General features: G+C 65.9%; 21 protein-coding genes. 8 read left to right on the forward strand and 13 right to left on the reverse strand.

Going from position 1 to position 23,369, the window contains the following annotated elements; all coding sequences use genetic code 11:
- Positions 1 to 13: 13 nt before the first annotated feature.
- A complete protein-coding gene (dapA, locus tag FO044_RS03465) occupies positions 14 to 916 on the reverse strand; it encodes a 4-hydroxy-tetrahydrodipicolinate synthase (RefSeq protein ID WP_132994101.1) in 903 nt (300 codons plus the stop codon).
- Positions 917 to 988: 72 nt separating this feature from the next.
- Between dapA and FO044_RS03470 the strand changes: the two genes are divergently transcribed.
- Together FO044_RS03470 and FO044_RS03475 are read left to right on the forward strand one after the other, a co-directional pair.
- Positions 989 to 1,909 carry a LysR family transcriptional regulator gene (locus tag FO044_RS03470; protein ID WP_143965340.1) on the forward strand — a complete coding sequence of 307 codons (921 nt, stop codon included), beginning with the start codon at positions 989 to 991 and terminating at the stop codon, positions 1,907 to 1,909.
- A 49-nt stretch (positions 1,910 to 1,958) separates the two neighbouring features.
- Positions 1,959 to 3,104, forward strand: coding sequence for a nucleoside triphosphate pyrophosphohydrolase (locus FO044_RS03475; protein ID WP_143965341.1), 1,146 nt, complete (start codon positions 1,959 to 1,961; stop codon positions 3,102 to 3,104).
- Here FO044_RS03475 and FO044_RS03480 read toward each other — a convergent pair whose 3' ends face one another.
- Both FO044_RS03480 and FO044_RS03485 read right to left on the reverse strand, forming a co-directional pair.
- Positions 3,105 to 6,194 (reverse strand): DEAD/DEAH box helicase, encoded by a 3,090-nt coding sequence (locus FO044_RS03480; RefSeq protein ID WP_143965342.1) that lies wholly within the window; start codon positions 6,192 to 6,194, stop codon positions 3,105 to 3,107.
- Between the two features lie 64 nt (positions 6,195 to 6,258).
- On the reverse strand, positions 6,259 to 7,623 hold the full coding sequence (locus FO044_RS03485) for an HNH endonuclease signature motif containing protein (RefSeq protein ID WP_143965343.1): 1,365 nt from the start codon (positions 7,621 to 7,623) through the stop codon (positions 6,259 to 6,261).
- Positions 7,624 to 7,804: 181 nt separating this feature from the next.
- Here FO044_RS03485 and FO044_RS03490 point away from each other — a divergent pair, with 181 nt between their 5' ends.
- Positions 7,805 to 8,221 carry a pyridoxamine 5'-phosphate oxidase family protein gene (locus FO044_RS03490; RefSeq protein ID WP_143965344.1) on the forward strand — a complete coding sequence of 139 codons (417 nt, stop codon included), beginning with the start codon at positions 7,805 to 7,807 and terminating at the stop codon, positions 8,219 to 8,221.
- 116 nt (positions 8,222 to 8,337) lie between these two features.
- On the opposite strand, the gene efeB is transcribed toward FO044_RS03490, so the two are convergent.
- The 6 genes from efeB to FO044_RS03520 form a co-directional block, all read right to left on the reverse strand.
- Complete coding sequence (gene efeB, locus FO044_RS03495) at positions 8,338 to 9,618, reverse strand: iron uptake transporter deferrochelatase/peroxidase subunit (protein WP_143965345.1); 1,281 nt, start codon at positions 9,616 to 9,618, stop codon at positions 8,338 to 8,340.
- A complete protein-coding gene (gene efeO, locus FO044_RS03500; protein ID WP_143965346.1) occupies positions 9,615 to 10,844 on the reverse strand; it encodes an iron uptake system protein EfeO in 1,230 nt (409 codons plus the stop codon). Before efeO ends, efeB begins: the two co-directional genes overlap by 4 nt.
- Before the next feature lie 19 nt (positions 10,845 to 10,863).
- Positions 10,864 to 11,775 (reverse strand): iron uptake transporter permease EfeU, encoded by a 912-nt coding sequence (efeU, locus tag FO044_RS03505; RefSeq protein WP_132994088.1) that lies wholly within the window; start codon positions 11,773 to 11,775, stop codon positions 10,864 to 10,866.
- Positions 11,776 to 11,878: 103 nt separating this feature from the next.
- Positions 11,879 to 13,018: an SRPBCC family protein gene (locus FO044_RS03510; protein WP_132994087.1), complete on the reverse strand. Its 1,140-nt coding sequence runs from the start codon at positions 13,016 to 13,018 to the stop codon at positions 11,879 to 11,881.
- Positions 13,015 to 14,241: an oxygenase MpaB family protein gene (locus FO044_RS03515; RefSeq protein ID WP_132994086.1), complete on the reverse strand. Its 1,227-nt coding sequence runs from the start codon at positions 14,239 to 14,241 to the stop codon at positions 13,015 to 13,017. The genes FO044_RS03510 and FO044_RS03515 overlap by 4 nt, the downstream gene beginning before the upstream one ends.
- 32 nt (positions 14,242 to 14,273) lie before the next feature.
- On the reverse strand, positions 14,274 to 14,939 hold the full coding sequence (locus FO044_RS03520) for a TetR/AcrR family transcriptional regulator (RefSeq protein ID WP_328591151.1): 666 nt from the start codon (positions 14,937 to 14,939) through the stop codon (positions 14,274 to 14,276).
- A gap of 157 nt (positions 14,940 to 15,096) precedes the next feature.
- Between FO044_RS03520 and FO044_RS03525 the strand changes: the two genes are divergently transcribed.
- The 5 genes from FO044_RS03525 to FO044_RS03545 all read left to right on the forward strand — a co-directional run bounded on the left by FO044_RS03525 (position 15,097) and on the right by FO044_RS03545 (position 19,212).
- Positions 15,097 to 15,798 carry a lytic transglycosylase domain-containing protein gene (locus FO044_RS03525; RefSeq protein WP_132994084.1) on the forward strand — a complete coding sequence of 234 codons (702 nt, stop codon included), beginning with the start codon at positions 15,097 to 15,099 and terminating at the stop codon, positions 15,796 to 15,798.
- 73 nt (positions 15,799 to 15,871) lie between these two features.
- Positions 15,872 to 17,155: a phosphopyruvate hydratase gene (gene eno / locus FO044_RS03530; protein WP_132994083.1), complete on the forward strand. Its 1,284-nt coding sequence runs from the start codon at positions 15,872 to 15,874 to the stop codon at positions 17,153 to 17,155.
- A gap of 13 nt (positions 17,156 to 17,168) precedes the next feature.
- Entirely contained in the window at positions 17,169 to 17,753 is a 585-nt protein-coding gene (locus FO044_RS15120) for an FtsB family cell division protein (RefSeq protein WP_235831534.1), read from the forward strand.
- Positions 17,750 to 18,259: a DUF501 domain-containing protein gene (locus FO044_RS03540; protein ID WP_132994082.1), complete on the forward strand. Its 510-nt coding sequence runs from the start codon at positions 17,750 to 17,752 to the stop codon at positions 18,257 to 18,259. The genes FO044_RS15120 and FO044_RS03540 overlap by 4 nt, the downstream gene beginning before the upstream one ends.
- Entirely contained in the window at positions 18,256 to 19,212 is a 957-nt protein-coding gene (locus FO044_RS03545) for a Ppx/GppA phosphatase family protein (protein WP_132994081.1), read from the forward strand. The genes FO044_RS03540 and FO044_RS03545 overlap by 4 nt, the downstream gene beginning before the upstream one ends.
- A 21-nt stretch (positions 19,213 to 19,233) precedes the next feature.
- Here FO044_RS03545 and FO044_RS03550 read toward each other — a convergent pair whose 3' ends face one another.
- The 4 genes from FO044_RS03550 to FO044_RS03565 form a co-directional block, all read right to left on the reverse strand.
- Positions 19,234 to 19,773, reverse strand: a complete 540-nt coding sequence (locus FO044_RS03550; RefSeq protein ID WP_132994080.1) for a DUF4395 domain-containing protein — start codon at positions 19,771 to 19,773, stop codon at positions 19,234 to 19,236.
- A gap of 221 nt (positions 19,774 to 19,994) precedes the next feature.
- Positions 19,995 to 21,821: a DNA helicase RecQ gene (recQ, locus tag FO044_RS03555; RefSeq protein WP_132994079.1), complete on the reverse strand. Its 1,827-nt coding sequence runs from the start codon at positions 21,819 to 21,821 to the stop codon at positions 19,995 to 19,997.
- Between the two features lie 8 nt (positions 21,822 to 21,829).
- Entirely contained in the window at positions 21,830 to 22,090 is a 261-nt protein-coding gene (locus tag FO044_RS03560) for a hypothetical protein (protein ID WP_132994078.1), read from the reverse strand.
- Positions 22,091 to 22,185: 95 nt separating this feature from the next.
- Entirely contained in the window at positions 22,186 to 23,352 is a 1,167-nt protein-coding gene (locus tag FO044_RS03565) for a fatty acid desaturase family protein (RefSeq protein WP_132994077.1), read from the reverse strand.
- Positions 23,353 to 23,369 lie beyond the last annotated feature (17 nt).

Here is a 23,369-nt window from a genome sequence, read left to right on the forward strand (position 1 = left end):
GCCGCGGGCTGACCTACGCGCTCACTTCAGACCGCGTCGCAGCCACGACCTGCGCCACCTCGTCTTCGGTGACCGGCGCCAGCGGCGGTCGCACCACGACGTGCTCGATGACACCGGCCGCTCGCAACGCGACCTTCGTCGTCACGGGCGCAGGCGCCACGCCGTTCAGTGCGGCGGCCGCACCGATCAGCGACCGGTTGATCTCGCGTGCGTTCACCAGGTCGTGCGCCGCGACGGCATCGAGCAACGCCGCGTTGTCCGCGGCGCGAACAGCGCCGACAACGCTGACGATGCCCGTCGCGCCGGCCGCGAGGTACGGCAGGTTGAGTCCGTCGTTGCCGCAGTAGTACTCGAGGTCGGACTGCGTCATGACGGCCATCGCTTCGGCGAGATCGCCCTTGGCGTCTTTCACCGCGAGGATGCGCCGGTGCTGCGCGAGTTCGATCAGCGAATCGGGGGTGAAGGCCATGCCGGTGCGGTGCGGCACGTCGTACACCATCACGGGCAGGTCGGTCGCGTCAGCGATGGTCGTGCAGTGCGTGACGATTCCGGCCTGCGTGGGTCGCGAGTAGTAGGGGACCACCACGAGGAGGGCGTCGGCGCCGGCATCGGCCGCGATCTGGGCGCGGCGCACGCTGGCCAGCGTGTCGTTGGTGCCGACACCGGCGATGACCTTCGCGCCGTCTCCGGCCGTGTACTTGGCGACCGCTACGAGGCGGGCGAGTTCGTTCTCGCTCAGCGTCGGGGACTCTCCGGTGGTTCCCGAGACGACGATGCCGTCGCATCGCGTACTCACCAGATGGCTCGTCATCGATGCGAAGCCCGGTTCGTCGATCGTGAAATCCGGGTTCATCGGGGTCGGTACAGCGACGAGGTTGGTGCCGAACGCGCGTGCTGCAGCCGTTGTCGTGGTCATGAACTCATGGTCACCGCCGCAATCATGTACTACAAGCGATGAGTTTTGGAAGTAAACGATTACGATTGCTTGATGATTGATGTGTCGGCGCTTCAGGCTCTCCGTGCTCTGGCGGATTTCGGCACCATGAGCAGGGCGGCGGCCGATCTCGGGTTCACCGCGTCAGCGATCTCGCAGAAGCTCAAGAGGCTCGAGAACGAGGTGGGAGTGCAACTCATCTCACCTGCGGGGCGTCGTGTGGTCCTGACCCCTGCCGGTCGTGCGCTGGTCGAGACCGCGCCCGAGGTGGTGCAGGCACTCGAACGGTCCATGTCGGCGGCGAGGTCGGCGGACGCCGGCGTGCCGCGCGGCCGGTTCCGGATCGTCGCCTTCTCCACGGCTGTCCGCGGCATCGTCGCACCGGTGCTGGCGAACCTGTCCGGCGAGTTCCCCGACTTGCGAGTGGAGGTAGTGGAGTCCGATCCGGACCCGGCCGTCTACGCGGTGGAATCCGGCGGCGCCGACTTGGCTCTGGTGCACGACGCCGACGGTGTACCGACTCCGGTATCGGCCGCCTTGCGTCAGTCCCACGTGCACACCGACATCGGCGATCTGGCCGTCGCATCGTCGCATCCGCTGGCACGGCGGTCGGGTGACATCGAGTTGAACGACCTGAACAGCTACCGGTGGGTGACGAGTCCGCCCGGAACCGTGTGTCATCAGTGGTTTCAACGGCTGTTCGCGGTCGGTGACGACGATCCCGATGTGGTGCATTCGGTGGATGACTTCAGCACGCAGATGGCGCTGGTCGCGTCGGGTGATGTGGTTGCACTGATTCCCCGCCTGGCACGTGCGACGCCGCCTGCCGGTGTCGAGCTCAGGACTCTGAAACAGGCGCCTCGGCGCGAGGTGTCGGCTGTGTGGCGGCGCAGTGGCGAGGACGATCCGTCGCTTCGAGCCGTCCTCGCCGAATTGAAAGCGCAAACGACCCGCGCCGCTGACCGGCTTACGTGACCGCTGAGCGATAAGCTCATCTCATTGACGACCTTCGGGAGGAGTGCACATGGCCGTCGTTCTGCTCGATCCATCGCGACCTGATCTGGTGCCCGCGGGTGCCGTCGGGCTGCTGGCGGGGACAGTCGCCGTCACCGAAGAGGTGCACCCGAACCTGTTGTGGCAGTTGCCGTCGTACCTCCTCGCAGGTGACGATCGAGGGTCGCACCTCGACACGATCCTCACGTCCGACACTCGCCATCCGGCGGTCCGCGCGCGGCTCGCAGCGGGAGAACAGGTCATTGAAGGTCAGCACGTCCGCGGCGAGTCGCTGTTTCGCGCCATCGATCTGATGGATCGCCTTCGTCGTCAGGGGCCGTGGGAGCAGCGACAGACGCACCATTCACTGCGTCGCTACTTGCTGGAGGAGGTGTACGAACTCCTCGACGCGATCGACCACGGCACCTCCGACGACCTGCGCTCCGAGTTGGGCGATCTCCTACTGCAGGTGCTCTTCCACGCTCGGATCGCGGAGGACAACGCGTACGGTGCGTTCAATATCGACGACGTCGCACAGAGCTTCGTCGACAAGGTCTCGGGACGGACTCCCGGCGTCCTCGGCGGTAAGCACACCGACTTGGACCGCCAGGTGAACGAGTGGGAGGAAGCGAAGGCCGCCGAACGTGCGCAGGGCAGCGTGCTCGACGGCATCGTCACCACCCAGCCGGCCCTTGCCCTGACGCAGAAGATCTTTGAGCGCCTCGCCGGCGCCGATTTTCCGGTCGCAGCCGTGAGTCCGTCGCTGTACTCGGTGAACGTGCCGTTCCGAAAGCACGCGTCGATCAGCGTCGAGGACGAGCAGCGCCGTCGCGCGATCACGCTGATGGAGCAGGTGCGCGCCGCCGAGCAGGCCGCACGCACCGACGGTGTGTGGCTGCGCGACGAGAACTTGTGGCGCAAGTACCTCGGCATGGATTACGACAACGACTTCGAGAACGACGCCGACACCGGCGAGATCCCGATTATCGACGACTGGATCGAGACGGGTTCCGATGACGATGGCGATGAGATCGTGATCGAGTACGAAGACGTGTCCGTCGATGTCGACCCCATCGCCTCTGATGGCGAGCCGGCCGAGGTCAGGGGCGTTCGGATGCGACGGGACGTGCCAGGGATGGTCGTCGTGGAGAAGTGGAGTGCGCAGGGCGAGGAGTAGTTATCCCGCTGCGACCGTGGCTTCGTTGAAGAAGTCGGCGGGCATTTCGTGTTCAAGCTTCCACGTGATCGCGATCGGACGATCGCCTTCGTAGCTCATGAGCTTTGCCGGGCCAAGGAACGTATAGGGGCTGGAACCGATATCCGTTGTTTTTGTATTGCGCACAAACAACAAGATCGTAGAAGTGCCGCTGACGTATCTAGCGCCTGTCTGCGTGCTGGTGCTCGTAGCATTCTGTGATTCCCAATGGAACAGATCCCGGCTGATCGGGTAGTCGCGGTACATCGTAGTCGGGGAGAAGGACGATTCCGTCTTCTGGATATTGACAAACAGTGCGTCGACGTTCAGTTCAGGAATCCATTTGACCCCAGCTACGAAGGTACTTGGCTTGAAGTCGAACGAGGCGACACCTAGACCGGCGAGTGCTTCTTCCCTGGAGTATCGCGCATGGACCTGTAGTGGAAGGTGCGCGAGTCGTCCAGGAAGTCCATGGGACTCGGTTCGTGCATCGTCGAAAGCGACGTCGATTACCTCACGAATATCGCGGGCGACTGAGGTGGTGGCTCGAACAGTCGTGAGTCCGTCCGCGATGCTTCGCATCCCGCCACCATCAGGCCACAGGCTGAAGTGGAGCATGGCGGCGAGCAGTTTTTCCTGATCGCTGAGTTCGGCGAAACCAGGACCTTTCGGGGAGACCAAGTCTCGATACGCAGTTGCTCGCAAGTAGTCGTCGACGTGTCCGAACGCCTTGATTCTTTTCAGGAGGTTGGTTTCGAGAGGGGTCGATATGTCAACTTCAATGCCGGCGTCGCGACGAAGCTTCGTCCACGAACCACGGTTCTTTCCTGTCTTAAAGACATCCGCGATGGCGAGTCCCGACTCCGTTAGGTACTCGCGCAAGGTAACGTCGCCGACGTCTCGAAGTTCGGAGGCCATGTCTGACCATCGCATAGACAGCTGGCGTTTGAGATTCGACACGACTGTCTGTTGCGTCTGCTCATCGAGGACGATTCTGCACCCGGACGGTAAATACGGGAAACGGGAGTCCACGGCCTGACTAAGTTTGCCGCGAGATATTCCAGTCATAGCTCTGAGTCTTCGATCCCAACGGAACTCATGTCGTTGGTGTCCGACAAAATCCAAAACAGTCAGGACCGGTTTGTGTGGGCGGCTCCGGAGGCCACGCCCAAGTTGCTGCAGGAAGATCGTTGCGCTCTCCGTCGGCCGGAGCATGAGGATCGTGTCAACGTCGGGAATATCGAGTCCTTCGTTAAAGACGTCGACCGAGAAGATCACGTTGATCCGGCGCTGGCGGAGATCATCGAGCGTACGGGCTCGCGACTCAGATGGAGTCTTGCCGTGGACGACTGCGGCGGGGATGCCGGCCTCGTTGAACTTGTCCGCCATGAAATGGGCGTGCGTGACCGTCACACAGAACCCGAGTGCTCGCATGTCGTGGACGTTTGCGATCTTGTCTGTAGTCGCACGGAGGACCATCCGGACCCGTGCATCGTCACCTGTGTATAGGGCCTCGAGTTGGTGAGTGTCGTAGGCTCCTCGTCGCCACTCCACCGTCGAAAGGTCGGTGCCGTCAGCAATGCCAAAATAGTGGAACGGACAAAGAATCTCGGCGCCAAGTGCGTCCCACAAGCGGAGTTCAGTGGCTATCCGGCCGCCGAAGTACGTGCGAACGTCCGCTCCGTCAGCACGTTCTGGCGTTGCTGTGAGCCCCACGAGTTCACCCGGGGTGAGGTGGCGGAGTAATCGTTGGTATGTGGGGGCCTCCGCGTGGTGGAACTCATCGATGATCACGACGTCGAAGTGCTCCGCGGGGATCTCGCTGATCTGGTCGGTACTTAGCGACTGCACACTGCCAAAAACATGGTCCCAACGTTCGGGCCTGGCACCATCGACTAGGATTTCGCCGAAGTTGGCATCACTGAGTACTTCTCGAAACGTGCGAAGTGCTTGATGAATAATCTCCTTGCGGTGTGCGACGAAAAGGAGGCGAGGGCTCCTGCCTAGCCCTGCGGTGAGGTGACGGTAGTCCAGTGCGGCTACCACGGTCTTCCCAGTGCCGGTGGCGGCAACAACCAGGTTCTTATGCCGGTTGTGTACTGCACGTTCTGCCCATAGCTCCTCGAGCATGGTCTCCTGGTATGGGTAGGGACGGACATCGAGGTTCGAGATACTCACGGTGGCGCGATCGTTCGGTCCATGACCGGCAGCGGCCGCGAGTGCGTCGTCGAGACGATCTCGGTGTTTCGTCGGGTCGTATCGCTCGAACGCAGGGTCATCGTTCCAGTAGGTTTCGAACGTGGACTGAAAGCGCTCAAGGAGGCTAGGGGTCGCTACCCGCGAGAGTCGAACATTCCACTCGACCCCGTCGATCAGTGCAGCATTCGACAGGTTCGATGACCCAATGTAGGCGGTGTCTAAACCGCTGTTGCGGTGGAACATCCATGCCTTAGCGTGTAGTCGGGTGCGAAGGGCGTCGTATTGAACGCTCACTTCCGCGCCGAACTGATCGATCATTCGGTCGAGAGCTGCTCGTTCCGTAGATCCGAGGTACGTCGTCGTGATTATCCGCAACGGCTTACCAGCCGCGGCCAGGTCCTTGAGCTCGCGCTCAAGTAGCCGAACACCGCTCCAACGGATAAAAGCGCACACCAGGTCAACGCGGTCAGCCGACGCAATTTCGGCAGGCAACTCGTGTCCAATCGAGGGCTCACCGTTCCCAGAGTTCGTTAGCAGCGCAACCTCAGAAAGCGGAGTTGCCGGCCGCAGCTTCGTTCGGTCTCGAACGCCTGGGACGGGATCGCCGAAGACGCGTGTCAGTTGCTGCGGCGGAGTGAGCACCAGACCAGCGGTCTCGTTGACGGACGTGAGAATCAGATTAGCCGCCGCGACTTGGTCTTCGGGGTTCGTGATGGATGCGAGGGAACGCCGAACGAGTTCGCTCACGTGCCTCGCGAGTACGTGTGGGCGATCTGCCTTCTCGACTTCTGCCACATCGTGTAACAGTGATGAGCGGTCAAGCTCGCTCTGTAGCGCCGTCGTTACGAGATGCTCGTAAATGCCCCGATCCATGGACGTAGTCTGACAGGTGGTAGCGACATACTTCCGTCAAATCGGTCGCCGTACCGTGATGGCTTCACGCTGCGGCAGCAACTTCCTCGACCCGCTCAGCCTTCCACTGCCACGCCGCATATAGCACCTCGGTGGCGTAACCAAGGTCGAGTCGGCCGCCGCCCGTCGGGTCGACTCCGTCCACAGGGACGTGTGGGCTGGGTCGCCAGCCGTCGGGTGCACGATGCAGCGGCGCGGCGACGAGTGGCTCGCCCTGCGTTCCGCGGAACGCGAAGCGTTGGTGCCCAAGCGCCTTGATGGAGAACTGTCCGCCGTGGAGTGCGCGGTGATGCTGGCTGCACAGCAGGATCAGGTTATCGGGATCGGTTGTCCCACCCTCTGACCACGGCTGAACGTGGTGGATGTGCAGGTGTCGGGTCCGGCCGCATCCGGGGGATCGGCATGAGCGGTCACGCATCATCACGGTACGAACGAGCGCTGCGTTCGGAACGCGGCGCTTCCGCCCCCACCTCAGAATCGGTCCGACTCGTCGACCACTGACGGACATCGCGTCACCCTCGCCGTGACGAACGACCCGCAACGATGCATCGCAATGTGCTTCGTCGCGTTCCGCGGAACGCAGCGCAGGCCCTTCGTCCAACGAGGCAACTCCGTCGATCTCGTGAATCAGGAGTTCGCCGCCGACGGCGACCTCCGGCATCTTCACGCCGTCGACGATCGTGTCGGACATCGCGACGACGGCCGAGGCGACGTTGTACGGAACGTTGCGCCACAGGTCGTGCGGCATCTGATTCGGGTCCGCCTCGCCAGACATTTCAGTTGGCAGAGGTGCGTCGTCAGCGGTAGTTCGGGTGCGTTCGTACTCGGCGCGTACGACGGCAGCGAGGAAACGGGCGCCGTCCAGCGCAGTGAGTCGCATTGACACTGTCAGAGTGCCGTCGTCCTTCCACGACCAGTGCGCCGCGGACTCGGGAGCCTCGTCCTCGGATTCGGGATCTTCTGAACGGTCCTGGCGCCGGATACCCGCTACCAGTCGCTCGACTTGCGCCGCGGTCGCCGACAGGGCGAACGTGGTCAACTCTTCGTCTCGGATCGGTGTGGCGATACGCGTGATCGCGCGGACCTTCGAATAGGAGACCTCACCGTTGTGGAACCTGCTGCGCAGGCAGGACAAGTCGACGAGTGCTTGAGCGACGCGGACGTGGTCCTGCGCAGTGCGCAAACTGAGGCCGACTCGCCAGGACAACCAGTGCGCGCACGATGCGATGCCTTCGCCGGACCACCCGTGGCGGGTGTCGAACGCGGCGAGGTAGTCGAGGAATCGTGCGGTGAGAGCCGCCGTTTGAGAGGCGTAGCCGATCAGACGCTCAGCGAGTTCATCCTCGGTCAACTGGTCGGGGTCGGTGTCGGTGAACAGAGTCGCGGTCATGACCACTCCTATCGAATGAATGTTCTAAGCGGAGAGTATCGCCTGGTGGTGACAGTTTTCGCTCGTATCTGCCCCATACGGGTCGGTAATGCGGGAGATTGGCGGAGGAGGCACGTCGAGCGGCGATGATCGATGCTGAACGCATGACCATGAGTGATCCACGCGAAAGGAACCGCACAACATGGGAGAACTGACCGAGGCGCAGATCGACGAGTTCTTGCGTGCGCTGCACGTCGGAGTGCTGTCGATTGAGCGGAAATCGAATCCACCACTCGCCGTACCGATCTGGTACGACGTGAACGACGACGGAAACATCATCATGTTCACCGGGGAGACAGCCTTCAAGGCGAAGCTGATCGAGAAGGCCGGCCGTGCGTCGTACACGGTGCAGCAGGAGTCGCTGCCGTACACGTATGTGGCGGTGGAAGGCCGTGCGACGGTCGAGCCGGTTGATGAAGCGACGATTCTGCGCATCGCCGTTCGGTACCTGGGGGAAGAGGAAGGCGCCAAGTTCGTGAGGCAGGGTGGTGGCGTGCTGGATTCCGTGCTGATCACGGTGCACCGTGATCGGGTGAGGTCGTTTACTTACGGGGGTTGAGGGCACTTTAGGGCTGGGTGCGAGGGTGGCGGGTGGTTTCGACTCGCTGCGCTCGCTCAACCATCGAGGGAGGGGACGCTCGCTCAACCGGCGAGCAGGGGCGAAGGGGCGTGGAGCTACACGAACAAGTGCTGGCCCCACCACTCGCCGTCTTTGAGGCCCGGGGGGACGGCGAAGACGGCGGAGGCGTTGGGTATGAGGTACTCGGTCATCGCGTCCTTGCGGGACAGTTCGTGCTGGATGGGGACGAACTGCTTGAAGGTGTCGCGGTTGAAGGCGATGAAGAACAGACCGGCGTCCAGGTGGCCGAAGCCGTCGGAGCCGTCGGTGAAGTTGTAGCCGCGGCGCAGCAACTGGGCTCCGCCGTGCTGTGACGGGTGCGCCAGGCGGACGTGGGCGGTCTTCGGGATCATCGGTGCGCCGTACGACGTGATGTTGAAGTCGGGCTCGTCGAACTCGTTGGACTGGCCGAGCGGAGCGCCCTCGCCCTTGGTGCGGCCGACGATGTTCTCCTGCTCGAGGAGATGGGCGCGGTCCCACGGTTCGATGTCCATGCGGATGCGGCGCGCGACGAGGTACGTGCCGCCCGTCATCCATTGCGCCGCAGGAGGATTGTCCTCCTGGCCGACCCAGACCCACTCGTCTGCGACCTCGGAGTCCTCGGCTCGCATGTTGGCGGTGCCGTCCTTGAACCCGAACATGTTGCGGGGCGTCTCTTGCGACCGGGTGGTCGAGGAAGTCCGGCCGAACCCCAACTGCGACCAGCGGACCGACACCACGCCGACGCCGATGCGCGCCAGGTTGCGGATCGCGTGGACGGCGACCTGGGGATCGTCGGCGCACGCCTGGATGCAGATGTCGCCGAACGAACGGGACGGCTCGATCTTCTCGGCCGCGAACGCGGGCAGGTCGGCTAGCGCGGCCGGCTTGCGGCCGCCGATCCCGAAGCGGTCCTTGCGATTCGGGTCCGCGGCGTTCGGACCGAACAGTCCTGGACCGAAGCCGACCGTGAGAGTCAGGTGGGCGGGGGAGAGCCCCAGCGCTTCACCGGTGTCGGCGGGTGGCACGTAATCGCCGAGACCGAGCGCACCGTTCTCGACGGTCGTCTCGCCGCGTGTCATCCGCTCGGCGGCCGACGTCCACTTCTTCAGCATGTCGATCAGGTCGTCGCGTGAATCGGTGATCACGTCGAAGGCCGCGAAGTGGAGGCGGTCCTGCGCCTCGGTGACGATGCCTGCCTGATGCGCGCCGCGGAACGGGACCACCTGATCCGTGGCCTCGGCGCCCTCGGACGATCCGGCGGAGAAACCGCCGACCGCACCGGCTACACCACCGACAGCCAGCCCGGCGCCTGCTGCCCCGAGGACGGCGCGGCGTGAGACGTTGCCGTCAGTCACTTCTTCTGCAGGACGATGCCGGGCACCTGGGAGAGGCTCGCCGACAGGGCGTCGATCTGGTCCGACAGGTCGCGGCGGGTGTTCTCGTCGACCATGTCGTACGAGACGTAGCCGTCGCCCTCACGGAGTGTGTTGATGGCGTCGCGGATGCCCCCGAACTGCTCGGTGATCTTGTCCATTAGCTGCGGGCTGGTCTTCGAGATCATCGGCTGCAGTTCGGCGATCAGCGTCTCGGCGCCGTCGATGTTGGCGGCGAAGTCGAACAGGTCAGTGTGGCTGTAACGGTCTTCCTCACCGCCGACCTTGGTGGCCGCGATCTCGTCGACCAGTGCCTGCGGCCCGGCGACGAACATCTGCGTCTCGAACTGGAAATCCTTCTTCGACATCTCGGCCTGCAGAGCCTTCACATCGCGGAGCAGTCCGTCGGCGATCTTGTCGATGGCCGCCTTCTTATCGGCGCTCTTCGCGTGCGCGGCGTCGGCCGGAGCCACCTTGTCGCCGCCCTCGCCGATCTGCTCGGGCCTCGGCGGCCACAGGAAGCGCTCCAGGCGGTGAAAGCCGGTGAACTCGATCTTGCCGTCCTCGGTGTCATCCCAGCGCATGTCGATCTTCGGATCCAGGTCCGGGAACGATTCGGCGACCGGCTCGATCCGCTCGTAGAACGTGCGGACCTGGCCGAACATGTTGCGTGCGGTCTCGTTGTCGCCCGACTTGATCGCGTTGGTGAACGTCTCCGTCTGCGCGACCAGTCCATCTACCTGACCGCGTGCGTAATCGAGGTAGCGCGCCTTCGCGGCCTCGACATCGGCGGGGGCCTGGCTCTTCTCCTTTACCTCACCGGTGACGTTCAGTTCCTGGCTGATGCCGCTGCCGACCATGCCCGGCTTGCACGCCACCGTGTAGGTACCCGGCTCGACGATCTCGACGCCGAGCTTGCCCTTGAGGCCGGGACCGATGTTCTCGACCTCGCCGAGCACGCGGTTGTTCTTCCCGTACACGTAGAACTCGGTGACCTTGGATCCCTGGTTCTGAATCTCGAAGTTGACCTGGCCGGTCTCCAGGTCGGTGCTCGCCAGATCGCAGGCGTCGTCGGTCGACGTCACCGCGATCGCGCCGTCGCTGCTCGACTTCGCCTCACAGGCGGCGAGGGCGATCGGGGTGGCCGCCGCCAATCCGATGATTGTCGCAGTGCGGAGACTGCGGAACACGCGGGGAGAGACGGTCATAACGGGAGATTCCTTACGGTCATGCGGGATCGCTCTGAAGGGTCTGGGGTGCCGATTCGTCGGCGCGGGGTGCCGGGGGCTTCGCCGGACCGCGGCCGCGGACGACGAACAACGTTCCGACGATCGCCACGTAAGCGAGCCAGGCGATCACCTGGAGCCAGCTGGGCTCGGGACGGAAGTTGAAGATGCCCTGCAGCACTTCGCCGTACCAAGCGCTCTGGTCGTACCAGGAGGTGAGGTCGAAGGCGGTGCTGTGCAGGCCGGGCAGCCACCCGTACACCTGCAGGGCGTGAATGCCGTAAGCGAGGATGCCGGCGGCCACCACGATCAGGAACAGTCCGGTGTAGAAGAAGAAGCGCTTGAAGTCGATGCGGACGGCGCCCTTGTACAGGAGATACGTCAGCGCGGCCGCGACGACGATGCCGGCGATCAGTCCGAGCAACGGCCACGGCCCGCTCGTGGCGCTCTCCGCGTAGCCGACCATCAGCAGCGCCGTCTCGAAGCCCTCACGACCGACGGCGAGAAAGGCGAGTCCGGTGATCGCGGCACCGCCTGCGCCCATGGCCTTGGTCAGTCCCGACTTCAGTTCTCCGGAGATGCTCGCGGACGCCTTGCGCATCCACAGCACCATGAAGGTCACGATCACCACCGCCACCAGGGACGCCAGGCCGGCGATCAGCTCGGCGGCCAGCGACGACATGGTCGATGTTCCGAACTGAATGATGAGGAAGGTGCCGACGGTCATCGTGAGGGCGGCGCCCACGCCGAGCCAGATCCACTTGAGGGCATCGCGCCGCTCGGATTTCACCGCGAACGCGATGAGGACCATGACGACGATGCCTGCTTCGAGTCCTTCACGGACTCCGATCAACCCGCTGCCGAACATCTGGGTGACGACCGACGGCGCACCAGCGGCGGCGAGTAGGTTCATGCGGACACTTTCGTTTCATCAGGTCAGGCTTCTTCGTAAGGCAAGCCATGCCATATTGACAGAGAATTAGCCTAGCGCAGGAAAGTGCGAAGCAGAACCTGGCCTACCGGTTCACGCGCGCGGTGGTGTCCACGGCCGCCGCGAACGCCCGGAACCGGTGTTTGCCGACGTCATACCCCCGGCGGGCGAGCAGCGCGTCGCGCACCTGCGGGTGAATCCGGCTGGCGGCAGTCGTCCACCAGGGCTTATGTGATCGAGGTAGATCGTGGAGCAGGCGATCGGACGCCGCCGTGAACACCGGTGCCAGACGCAGGTAGTCGGGCCGGAACTCGCGCAGATCACGGTCGGAGTAGTAGCGGGAGTGCACGTCGGCGATCGCCCGCGGCAGGTCGGCGTCGATGTGCGCCGACACCCCGCGGAGCAGCCCTGCCATCACCGGACGTGCAGGGTTGTCCGGATCCCGGCGCTCGCACGTCGACCAGGCCTTCTGCCACATCGGCTCGCATTCCTCGCCGCGCTCGAAAGCCAGCAGACTGCGCGTGTAGTACTCGTCGAACACCGGGATCAACCGCAGTACCCAGTCTGGGTTGGCCAGCCCAGGGCAGGCATCGATCATCTCCTGCGTCACGTACGAGTAGACGCGGGCGAACCACTGCTTCGGATCGTCGGAGGCGGCCAGGCGATCCGCCAGGTCACGTTGGGATTCGAGCACGGCCAGTGCCGCACGACGCGGCGCCGCGGTGTTGGCCGCGACCCGTACTGGGATCGGGGCGAGCGGCTTCTCATCCGGCGGGTCCAGTCGGGAGAGGAGTTCGAGCGACTCGGCGACCTGGGCGCGGACACGCGAGGCGAGAAGCCGGGTCGCGACCGTCGACACCAGTCGCATCTCGACGGTCCAGGTGATGGTGCACCCGGCCGGCGATGGATCGATCCGCTGGCGACCGAGGTGATGGAGCAGCGCCGGGCCGCCGTCGTGCACCCGGTAGTCCAGGCGGAACGGCGCCTCGGAGTGCTCGACCACTTCCTTGAGGCGCGCACGTCCGCCGGGCAGCGTGACGGTCCGCAGCGCGCCTGCGGTGTTCGGCAGGTCGTCGACGCCGCCGTCGGCGAGCGTGATCTTCGCCGTCGACCAGCGATTCATCTGCGTCGGGTCGGTCAGCAGCTGCCACGCCTGGCCGGGTGTGCAGCGCAGGTTCTGCGTCAACTCGAAGGTGACGGTGCCCGCAGGCGGCTCGTTCGTCATGCGACGGTTCCGTACCTGCGGGCGTCCGGGTTGCTCAGGTCGATGCCGAGTTGCGAGGTGACGAGGTGCAGTTCGCGTTGGGCCATCCGGGTGTCGGAGCCGAACACGCCCATGGCGCGCAGCACCTCGCGGGACCGGACGATCGGCCGTGCGAGCACCACGACGTTGCTCAGCCGGGTGCTGCGCAGGCCCAGTGCGCTCGCGATGTCCGGATCGACCCACCGGGTCGACACACTCGCGAACAGCGTCCGCAGAAACGGCCGGGTGACCGTGTGAACGGCCGAGTTGATGGCCTGTGCGACGGGTGCCGGGAGCGGTGGCAGCGGCACCTCGGTGCGGTACCCGTCGTCGAGCAGTGCGGTGACGAGAGTTCGCGCCTGTTCGTCGGGCTCCATCTGGAACGCCCGCGCGATGCGGTCGATCTCCTCGGCGTCGGCGAAGTTCCGGGGGAGGAGGTCGTCGTCGACGCCCATCACCCAGCCGATCCAGCGCCACATGTGCGTGATCGCCTCACGCTCGGCGCGGGAGTACCGGAGGCCGAAGTCGCCGGCGATCCGGAGCGGCAGGGCGAGGAACCCGGCGGTGATCGTGAACTGGGCGTACGTCTGATTGATCGGCACGCCCCACGACTGCGTGTCCCACCCCTGATGCTCGGTCAGGTGATACCGGACCATCGCGTGCACCAGCCGGATGCGCAGCGTCTGCACCCAGCCCGGGTTCCCGACGTCCATCAACTCGGGTGCGGTCGCGAGCGCCACCCACCGGGCCGTCGATTGCACTCGGTCCCAGGTGCCGGTGGCTAGGCGCCCCGTCTCGACGAGCGGGCGGGTGAACCCGCGCGCCTGGTAGCCGTAGATGAGCGATTGGTACAGCGTCGACGACTGCAATGACCCGAACCGCCACCATGCCATCGCACCGGCGTGTGCCAGGGCCGGATCGAACCAGTCCGGTGGGGTGGAGGTGGCGGCGATGAACGCGGCGAGCGCGGGCGGGAGGTCGTCGGGTGGATTCTCCAGCGCTCCGACCACGTCCGACCACGCCATGGCGCCCGGCTCATCGCGGGCCGCGAAGAACTCGGCGACCACCGCGTCGCCGAGGAGGTCGCCGCGCATCAGACCGTCGGCCATCGCGTCGACACGGTCGGGGTGATCGCGTCGAACCGCATGCCAGTTACTCGCCCCGGTGATACTCGCGGCCAGCTCCGGTGTGATCTGCGTCCCCATAAAAGACAGTGTGTTCTTTTCTGGGGTGGGAATCAACGATCCGGTGAGATCGTGTCCGAATCGGTGCCGACCGGACGGGTGGCGGCCGGGTTGGCCGCACTCAGTCCGGACCAGAGCAGCGCGGTGACATGGTCGACGAGCTCCACTCGGGACAGTTCGCGGCTGGTAGCCCACCACTCGACCGTCGCGGAGACCGCGCCGATCATCGCGCGTGACCACACCGGGGCGGGGGCCGGGTCGAGTCCGCGGTCGGTGAAGCCGACCGTCAGTATCTCGCTGAGGGTCGTCTCGACGAGAGACCGTCCCTTGAGGCGCCAACGACTCGCGAGAGCCGGTGCCAGCACGGGGTTCTCGTCGAACCAGGCGGCCAGCAGGTCGACGGCGGCGCGAGTCTGCTCGTGCGGATCCGCCGCACTGCCGGCGAGGTTCTCCATGCCCGCGACCAACGACGCCCCGTGCCGCTGCGCGAGCGCGTCGAGCAGGCCGTCTCGATCCGTGAATGCCGCGTAGAGCGCCGATCGGGTGAGGCCCGCGACGGCGGCCACACGTGTCAGCGACACCTCGGGCCCGTTCGCGGCGATCGCGCTCTCGGCGGCGTCCAGCAACTGCTGACGGCGGGCATCGCGATCGAGCGGCGGGCCCGGTGGGCGCCCGCGGCCCCGAGGTGCGCCGTCGCTCCGGGCTTTGATCTGACTCACATGAATGACGCTACTGGGAACCGTTCGGCTCGGTTCGGAGTTGACCAGGTGTTGTGGCACCCTGATGCGGGCCCGATTTCGGGTTGATGGGGGAATTCCGGAAGGACTGGTGGCTGTGTCGACGGCGAGTACTGCGCGGCGAATCGTTCTGCCTGCGATGGTCGGCGCGGCGATCGTCACGCTGAGTGCGTGCAAGATGCCGTGGGACGGCCCCGACATCCCCGAGGGGCTGCCGCCCGGGCCCGGCGTCCAGCAGCCCTACGTCGACATCCACGCGAAGGGCCGCACCGCGGAGACGCTGCGTGGATGGGCCGAGCCCATCTCCGAGGAGACCCGGATCCCGGTCGTGTCCCTCCAGGCGTACGGCAACGCCGCCGAGATCCAGCGTCAGCAGCACCCGGAATGCGGGATCGCCTGGACCACCATCGCGGGCATCGCAGGCGTCGAGAGCAAGCACGGCACGCACCACGAGGCCGACGTCGCGGCGGACGGCGAGGTGTTCCCGCACATTCGCGGGCCGCAGCTCGACGGCAGCAACGGCAACTGGGAGATCCGCGACACCGACGGCGGCAGCGTCGACGGTGACAAGGAGTACGACCGCGCAGTGGGACCGTTCCAGTTCATCCCGACCACGTGGAAGCGGTTCGGCGTCGACGCCAACGGCGACGGCAAGGCCAGCCCCGACAACATCGACGACGCGTCGCTCTCGGCGGCGCGCTACCTGTGCGCCTCGTCCGGCGGTGACATGACCACTCCCGAAGGCTGGGAGAAGGCCGTTCTGACCTACAACAACTCGATGGATTACGTGATCGACGTCCGCAACCACGCCAACGCGTACTCGGTGAACGTCAGGTACTGACCGCGTACCAGCACGAGGCCATTACCCTGGACAGCGAACGAGCATCGGCACACCATGAATGGGGTTGGAACAAGTGGCAATTATCGAGCAGGTTGGCGCGCGCGAGATCCTCGATTCCCGAGGTAATCCGACCGTCGAGGTGGAAGTCGTTCTCGACGACGGCACGTTCTCCCGCGCCGCGGTCCCGTCGGGCGCATCGACCGGCGAGCACGAGGCCGTTGAACTGCGCGACGGTGGTGAGCGTTACCTCGGCAAGGGCGTCACCAAGGCCGTCGAGGCCGTGCTCGGTGAGATCGCTCCCGAGGTCATCGGCATCGAGGCCGACGACCAGCGCGTCCTCGACCAGACCCTCGTCGATCTCGACGGCACCCCCAGCAAGTCGCGGCTCGGCGCGAACGCGCTGCTCGGCGTCTCGCTCGCCGTCGCACGCGGCGCCGCGGAGTCGGCCGGCCTGCCGCTGTTCCGCTACGTGGGCGGCCCGAACGCGCACATCCTCCCGGTTCCGATGATGAACATCATCAACGGCGGTGCGCACGCCGACAACGGCATCGACTTCCAGGAGTTCATGATCGCCCCGATCGGCGCGCCGACCTTCAAGGAGTCGCTGCGCTGGGGCGCCGAGGTGTACCACTCGCTCAAGTCCGTTCTGCACAAGCAGGGCATGTCCACCGCGCTCGGCGACGAGGGCGGCTTCGCCCCCGACCTGCCGAACACCGAGGCCGCACTGAACGTGATCGCCGAGGCCGTCGACAAGGCGGGTTACAAGTTCGGCAGCGACATCGTCGTCGCTCTCGACTCCGCGTCCACCGAGTTCTACACCGGCGGCGCCTACAAGTTCGGGGGCGCAGACAAGAGCGCCGACGAGATGATCGAGTTCTACCGCAAGCTCGTCGCCGATTACCCGATCGTCTCGATCGAGGACGGCCTCGGCGAGGACGACTGGGACGGCTGGGCCGCCCTGACCGAAGCGATCGGCGACAAGGTGCAGCTCGTCGGCGACGACCTGTTCGTCACCAACCCGGAGCGCCTGGAAGAGGGCATCTCGAAGGGCATCGCCAACGCGCTGCTGGTCAAGGTGAACCAGATCGGCACCCTCACCGAGACGCTCGACGCCGTCGCTCTCGCGCACAACGCGGGCTACAAGTCGATGATGAGCCACCGCAGCGGCGAGACCGAGGACACCACGATCGCCGACTTGTCCGTCGCCTGCAGCAGCGGGCAGATCAAGACCGGTGCACCGGCGCGCAGCGAGCGCGTCGCCAAGTACAACCAGCTGCTGCGCATCGAAGAGGGCCTCGGCGACGCCGCTCGCTACGCGGGCGACCTGGCGTTTCCGCGCTTCTCCGCCGACGCGTGATTAGCTAGATCTCATGGCAGGAACCACGTCCGGGCGCGGGAACCGGGGCCGGAGTCGGTCTCGACCCGCGGCCCACCGCACCCGGGCGCGGTCCGTCGACCACGCCGACGACCTCGCGCTGATCGCGAACGTCGTCGACGATGAGCAGAAGGCGAGCACTCGCCGCAGAGAGACTGCCGACACGTCGCGCTCGCGCCCCCGTCGCGGCTTGGCCGGGCGGCTCGGCCACGTGAGTCCGAAACGTGCCGCGATCGTCGCGCTGGTGATCGTGGTCCTGGCGCTGACGCTGGCGGTGCCGGTGCGGACGTACCTGTCGCAGCGGTCCGAGTTCAACGAACTCCGGCAGTCGAACGCGGCCCTGGAGGCGGAGGTCGCCGAGTACAAGTCGAAGATCGACAAGCAGAACGATCCGGCGTACATCGAGGCGCAGGCGCGCCAGCGTCTGCAGTACGTGAAGCGCGGCGAGAAGCAGGTCATCGTCATCTCGCCGGCGAAGGAACAACGAGAAGCCGCGGAGAAGGCGGAGCGCGAACGCGCAGCCAACCCGTGGTACCAGAACATGTGGGATGCGGTGGCGACACCGCCGGAGGGCAAGTGACCGTATCGGACGACGATCTCGCGATCGTCGAGAAGCAACTCGGGAGGACGCCGCGGGGCGTTCTCGACGTCAGTTATCGGACGCCGGACGGGCAGCCCGCGGTCCTCAAGACCGCGCCGCGGCTCCCGGACGGCACGCCGTTCCCGACGCTGTACTACCTGACCGACCAGCGGCTCACCGCGTCGTGCAGTCGACTCGAGTCGGCGGGCGTGATGAAGGAGATGCAGGCCCGTCTGGCCGACGATGATGTCGCGGCTGCGTACCGGTCCGCCCACGAGGGCTATCTCGCCGAGCGCGACGCCATCGAATCGCTCGGCACCGATTTCTCCGGCGGGGGAATGCCCGACCGGGTGAAATGCCTACATGTCCTGGTGGCGCACGCGCTGGCCAAGGGGCCGGGCGTCAATCCGTTCGGCGACGAGGCGGTCGCCATGATCGCCGAGCAGGACAAGCTGCGCGGTATCGCTGTGCCCGCCGACTGGCCCGCACTGGAGGCCGACGAATGAGCGGTCCCACCCGTGTGGCGGCGGTCGACTGCGGCACCAACTCGCTGCGGCTGCTCATCGCCGAACCCGCGTCCGACGGTTCGCTGACCGACGTCGCCCGCGACATGATCGTCGTCCGGCTCGGCCAGGGCGTCGACGCGACGGGGGAGTTCGCTCCGGAGGCCATCGAGCGGACGCGTGAGGCGCTCGCCGGCTACGTGGAGCGGATGCTCGAGGCCGGGGTGGAGCGCGTGCGGATGGTCGCCACGTCGGCCACCCGCGACGCGGGTAACCGCGACGACTTCTTCGCGATGACCGCCGAGCTGCTCGGTCGCATCCAGCCGGGCGCCGTCGCCGAGGTGATCTCGGGCGACGAGGAGGCTCGCCTCTCGTTCCGCGGTGCGGTCGGCGGACTCGATCCGGCTGACGGACCCTTCGTGGTGACCGATCTCGGCGGAGGCAGCACGGAGGTCGTCGTCGGCGGTGAGCGCGGTGTGACGGGCGCGTACTCAGCGAACATCGGCTGCGTACGGCTCACCGAGCGTGCGCTGCGCTCGGACCCGCCGACCCTCGACGAGCGGGAGGCCGCCGTCGGCCACGCCCGCGGCGAGCTCGCGAAAGCCTTTGCCGCCGTGGATGTCTCGGGTGCGCGAACCTGGGTCGGCGTGGCCGGCACGCTCACCACGTTCGCCGCGGTGAACTCCGGCCTGGAAACGTACGACCCCGAGGCGATCCACCATTCGCGGATCGGCCTGGCCGATCTGCACGCGCTGTGCTCCCGCATCGTCGCCATGACGCGCGACGAGCGCATGACGCTGGGTCCGATGCATCCGGGCCGCGCCGATGTCATCGGCGGCGGCGCACTGGTGACTCAGGAACTGGCCCGCAACTTCGCCGACCGCGCCGCCATCACCGAGATGGTCGTCTCCGAGCACGACATCCTCGATGGCATCGCGCTCGGTCTCCTGGACTGACGCGGGAAGTTGGGCCGGCGCTCAGCTGCGACGGAGGAGCGTCACGTCGTTGCACGCCTCGCACACGTCGTCGGGGATGACGCCCGCGCGCTGCAGGTAGCCGAAGGCGATGCAGCCCAGGCAGATCCCGAACGCGAACTCCAGGAACGCGGCGACGATGAGCGCGCCGACGACGATCTGCGCAGCGAGTCCGAGTCCGGCGAGCGATAGCACGAGCGCGGTTCCGGAGAATGCGACACCGACGGCCTGCGCGAAACGCTTGGGCGGTCCGGGGACGGTCTTCTCCTTGCGCCAGAGTCGGGGAACGATCACATGCACGGCGAGACGTCCGAACGGGGAGTACCGGGGCCCGCCTGCCAGTCGCAGCACGAATCCGAGCGCGAGCACGGCGTAGAGCCACGGCTGGTTCACCGCGATCGCCGCCGCGGCGAGTGCGATCACCAGGCCGGCCGTCGAACGGGCCGCGTAGTCGTTCACCGGATCAGGGAAGTCGAGGAGGCCGCGGTGCCACGACGGCTGACTCGGGTCGACGGCGATCGACGAGTCGATCTGGGTGAACATGCGGGCTCCTTCGGTTAGCGACGCTTCACGGTATGAGCGTGAGGGGGAGGGTGTCGAGGGTTTTGCGCGCGTGTGCTCGATGGCACTGGGTTTCGACACGCGTCCTCGGCTGGCGCCTCGGTCGCGGCTCAACCAACGAGTAGCGAGGCCCCTCTCGGTGGTTGAGCGAGCGGAGCGAGTCGAAACCGATGGTGGTTGGTCGTTCAACCGGCGAGGGGGCGTCAGGCAGATTCGAAGTCGCCGATGACCTCGAGGATCGAGGCGCCGTAGCGGTCCACTTTGGCGTCGCCGATGCCGCTGATCGACAGGAGTTGCTCGCTGCTCGTCGGCCGGACCTGGGCCAGCGCCTCCAAGGACTTGTTGGTGAGCACCGTGTAGGCGGGCAGTTCGGCGGCCTTCGCGACGGAGGTGCGCCACCGGCGCAGCGACTCGAAGAGGTTGCGGTCGTCGTCGGTGAGGTCGGCGGATACCGATGCCGGGGCGCTCCGGCGGCTACGGACCGGACCGCGTGCGTCCTCTCGCAGGGTCAGCGAGCGTTCGCTGCGCAAGACCGGGCCGGCCTCGTCGGTCAGCCGCAGGACGCCGTAGTCGCCGTGGGGCGTGATGATGCCCGACGCCACCAGCTGCCGGACCACGCTGCGCCAGGCCCCGTCATCGAGGTCGGTGCCGATTCCGTAAGTGGAGAGCTGATCGTGGCGCTGCTGACGGATCCGCTGGTTCTCGGCACCGCGCAGGATGTCGATGAGATGTCCGGCGCCGTAGGACTGATTGTGCTCGCGCTGCAGCCGGACGATCGTCGACAGCAGCTTCTGCGCGGGGATCGTGCCGTCCCACGTCTTCGGCGGCGACAGGCACGTGTCGCAGTTACCGCACGGAGCGATCTCCTGGTCGAAGTAGCGGAGCAGCCGCACTCGCCGGCAGTCCGGCGTCTCGCACAGGGCGAGCATGGCGTCAAGATGCTGAGACTGCACCCGGCGATGGGCGGCGTCGCCGTCGCCCTGGTCGATGAGCCGTCGCTGCTGCATAACGTCGGCCAGGCCATACGCCATCCACGCCACCGACGGTAGGCCGTCGCGGCCTGCACGCCCGGTCTCCTGGTAGTACCCCTCCACGCTCTTCGGCAGATCGACGTGGGCGACGAATCGTACGTCCGGTTTGTCGATGCCCATGCCGAACGCGATGGTCGCGACCACCACGATGCCGTCCTCGCGGAGGAACCGGTGCAGAGTCCGCTCGCGCACCGACCTGTCCAGACCTGCGTGATACGGGAGCGCGTTCACGCCGTTCGCGGCCAGGAACGCCGCGATCTTCTCCACCGACTTCCGGCTCAACGCGTAGACGATGCCGGTCGCCGCTTCGCCGTCCACCACGCCGTCGGTGCGGATGAAGTCGAGGAGCTGCTTGTTGACCTGGTTCTTCGGCTCGATCCGGTACGTGATGTTGGGTCGGTCGAAATTCGCGACGAAGTGGCGTGCATTCCCCAACTGCAGACGCTGGGTCAGCTCCTCGTGCGTGCGCCGGGTGGCGGTCGCGGTGAGCGCGATGCGTGGCACATCAGGCCACAGGTCGGCGAGATCGCCGAGCGCCAGGTAGTCGGGCCGAAAGTCGTGGCCCCACTGGGACACGCAGTGCGCTTCGTCGATCGCGATCAACGACAGCGTGCCGCGCGAGAGGAGGTTGCGCGTGTACTGCTGACTCAGACGTTCGGGCGCGATGTAGATCAGGTCCAGGTCGCCGCGCAGGAAGCGGTCCTCGACGTCGGATCGCTCCTCGGGCGTCTGCGTCGAGTTAAGGAACGCGGCCCGCACACCGAGCTGCCGGAGGGCGCCCACCTGGTCGGCCATCAGTGCGATCAACGGTGACACGACGATGGCGCATCCGTCGCGTACCAGCGCGGGCACCTGATAGCACAGGCTCTTGCCGCCGCCCGTCGGCATCAGGACGACGGCGTCGCCGCCCCCGACGACGTGCGAGACGATCTGCTCCTGGTCACCTCGAAAGGAGTCGTACCCGAAGACGGTGCGCAGCACCTCGAACTGGTCGGTCATCGGCCGGTTCAGGACTCCTCGGCGCTCTTCGCACGCGCGTCGACGTTGAGTTCCGGGTTGGCCACGGCTGCCTGCGAACCGTCCTGCGCCCGTTCCGCGAGCTTCGATGCCTCTCGCATCTCGAAGCCGTCGGTGACCAGTTCGCCGATCTCCCGGGCGACGTCGGCGATGGCGGTGGTGATTATCGACGCGATGTTGCCGACATGCGCCGCCGTGCTCTCGACGCCCGTCTGCACGACATCCTTGCTCCGCTCTGCACGACCGATCATGGTCGCTCCTTCCCCTAGGTTCGCCCACCGACGATACTGCCCCGCCGGACACAGGTCCGGCGGGGCAGTCGATCGGTCCAGCGGTTCGAGCAGTGTCAGGCGGCGCCTGCGGCCTTCTCCCGTTCGATGTTGACGACGACGTTGTTGTCGTCCTTCGTCATGAAGTTCGGCAGCGACAGCTTCGCGATCTTCTTCCACGTGGAGCCGAGCTGCTGCGACAGTCCGCCGGTGTTGTACGGGAGGCCGTAGCGCTCGCAGATCTCGCGCACCTCGGCGGCCATCTCCGGGTAACGGTTCGCCGGGACATCCGGGTACAGGTGGTGCTCGATCTGGTGCGACAGGTTGCCGCTGAGGATGTGGAAGAGTCGGCTGCCGGTGATGTTGGCCGAACCCAGCATCTGACGGACGTACCACTGTCCCTTGGTCTCGTCGGCGCACTCCTCGGAGGTGAAGGTCTGTGCACCGGTGGGGAAGTGGCCGCAGAAGATGATCGAGTAAGTCCACAGGTTGCGGACGATGTTGGCGCTCGCGTTGCCGACCAGCGTGCTCGCGAAGAACGGCCCGGTCAGGGCCGGGTAGATGATGTAGTCCTTGGCGACCTGCTTGCTGGCCTTGTTCCACATCCCCTTCAGGAGACCCTTGACGTCGGTCCACTTGCGCTTGCCCTGCACGATGTTCTCGGCCTCGAGGTCGTGCAGCATGACGCCCCACTCGAAGAACACCATCAGCGCGGTCGCGTAAGCGAGGTTGCCCAGGTAGTACGGGTTCCACTTCTGGTCCCGGTCCATGCGCAGAATGCCGTAACCGACGTCGCGGTCCTCACCGAGAATGTTGGTGTACGTGTGGTGCATGTAGTTGTGGCTGTGCTTCCACTGATCGCCGGGGCACACGGTGTCCCAGTCGAACTCACGCGAGTTGTAGGTGTCCTCGCGCATCCAGTCGTACTGGCCGTGCATCACGTTGTGGCCGATCTCCATGTTGTCGAGGATCTTCGACAGGGCGAGGGAGCCGACTCCCGCGAGCCACACGGGCGGCAGGAACGGGACGTACATGGCGGCGCGGCCGGCGAACTCGAGCTTCCGCTGCACGGAGATGATCGAGTAGATGTATTCGCGGTCCCGTTCGCCCAGGTCGGCGACGACGCGGGCGCGCAGTTCGTCGAGCTCGCGGCCGAGTGCCTCGACCTGCTCGTAGCTGAGCGAGACCTCGGCGGTGTCGGAGTCGGTGTTCTTCGTGGGCTGGGGGAGGTGTGTGAGAGTCATGCGGGATTCCCTTCTTC

It is taken from the genome of Gordonia zhaorongruii, assembly GCF_007559005.1.
Taxonomy (GTDB): Bacteria; Actinomycetota; Actinomycetes; order Mycobacteriales; family Mycobacteriaceae; genus Gordonia; species Gordonia zhaorongruii.

Excerpts from the sequence above, each read along its gene's own strand:
- FO044_RS03565 (WP_132994077.1), bottom strand. The coding sequence starts at position 23,352 with ATGACTCTCACACACCTCCCCCAGCCCACGAAGAACACCGACTCCGAC.
- dapA (WP_132994101.1), bottom strand. The coding sequence starts at position 916 with ATGACCACGACAACGGCTGCAGCACGCGCGTTCGGCACCAACCTCGTC.
- FO044_RS03470 (WP_143965340.1), top strand. The coding sequence starts at position 989 with ATGATTGATGTGTCGGCGCTTCAGGCTCTCCGTGCTCTGGCGGATTTC.
- FO044_RS03560 (WP_132994078.1), bottom strand. The coding sequence starts at position 22,090 with ATGATCGGTCGTGCAGAGCGGAGCAAGGATGTCGTGCAGACGGGCGTC.
- recQ (WP_132994079.1), bottom strand. The coding sequence starts at position 21,821 with ATGACCGACCAGTTCGAGGTGCTGCGCACCGTCTTCGGGTACGACTCC.
- efeU (WP_132994088.1), bottom strand. The coding sequence starts at position 11,775 with ATGAACCTACTCGCCGCCGCTGGTGCGCCGTCGGTCGTCACCCAGATG.
- FO044_RS03490 (WP_143965344.1), top strand. The coding sequence starts at position 7,805 with ATGGGAGAACTGACCGAGGCGCAGATCGACGAGTTCTTGCGTGCGCTG.
- FO044_RS03475 (WP_143965341.1), top strand. The coding sequence starts at position 1,959 with ATGGCCGTCGTTCTGCTCGATCCATCGCGACCTGATCTGGTGCCCGCG.
- FO044_RS03515 (WP_132994086.1), bottom strand. The coding sequence starts at position 14,241 with ATGGGGACGCAGATCACACCGGAGCTGGCCGCGAGTATCACCGGGGCG.
- FO044_RS03550 (WP_132994080.1), bottom strand. The coding sequence starts at position 19,773 with ATGTTCACCCAGATCGACTCGTCGATCGCCGTCGACCCGAGTCAGCCG.
- FO044_RS03480 (WP_143965342.1), bottom strand. The coding sequence starts at position 6,194 with ATGGATCGGGGCATTTACGAGCATCTCGTAACGACGGCGCTACAGAGC.
- FO044_RS03545 (WP_132994081.1), top strand. The coding sequence starts at position 18,256 with ATGAGCGGTCCCACCCGTGTGGCGGCGGTCGACTGCGGCACCAACTCG.
- FO044_RS03510 (WP_132994087.1), bottom strand. The coding sequence starts at position 13,018 with ATGACGAACGAGCCGCCTGCGGGCACCGTCACCTTCGAGTTGACGCAG.
- FO044_RS03485 (WP_143965343.1), bottom strand. The coding sequence starts at position 7,623 with ATGACCGCGACTCTGTTCACCGACACCGACCCCGACCAGTTGACCGAG.
- FO044_RS03525 (WP_132994084.1), top strand. The coding sequence starts at position 15,097 with ATGGTCGGCGCGGCGATCGTCACGCTGAGTGCGTGCAAGATGCCGTGG.
- FO044_RS15120 (WP_235831534.1), top strand. The coding sequence starts at position 17,169 with ATGGCAGGAACCACGTCCGGGCGCGGGAACCGGGGCCGGAGTCGGTCT.
- efeO (WP_143965346.1), bottom strand. The coding sequence starts at position 10,844 with ATGACCGTCTCTCCCCGCGTGTTCCGCAGTCTCCGCACTGCGACAATC.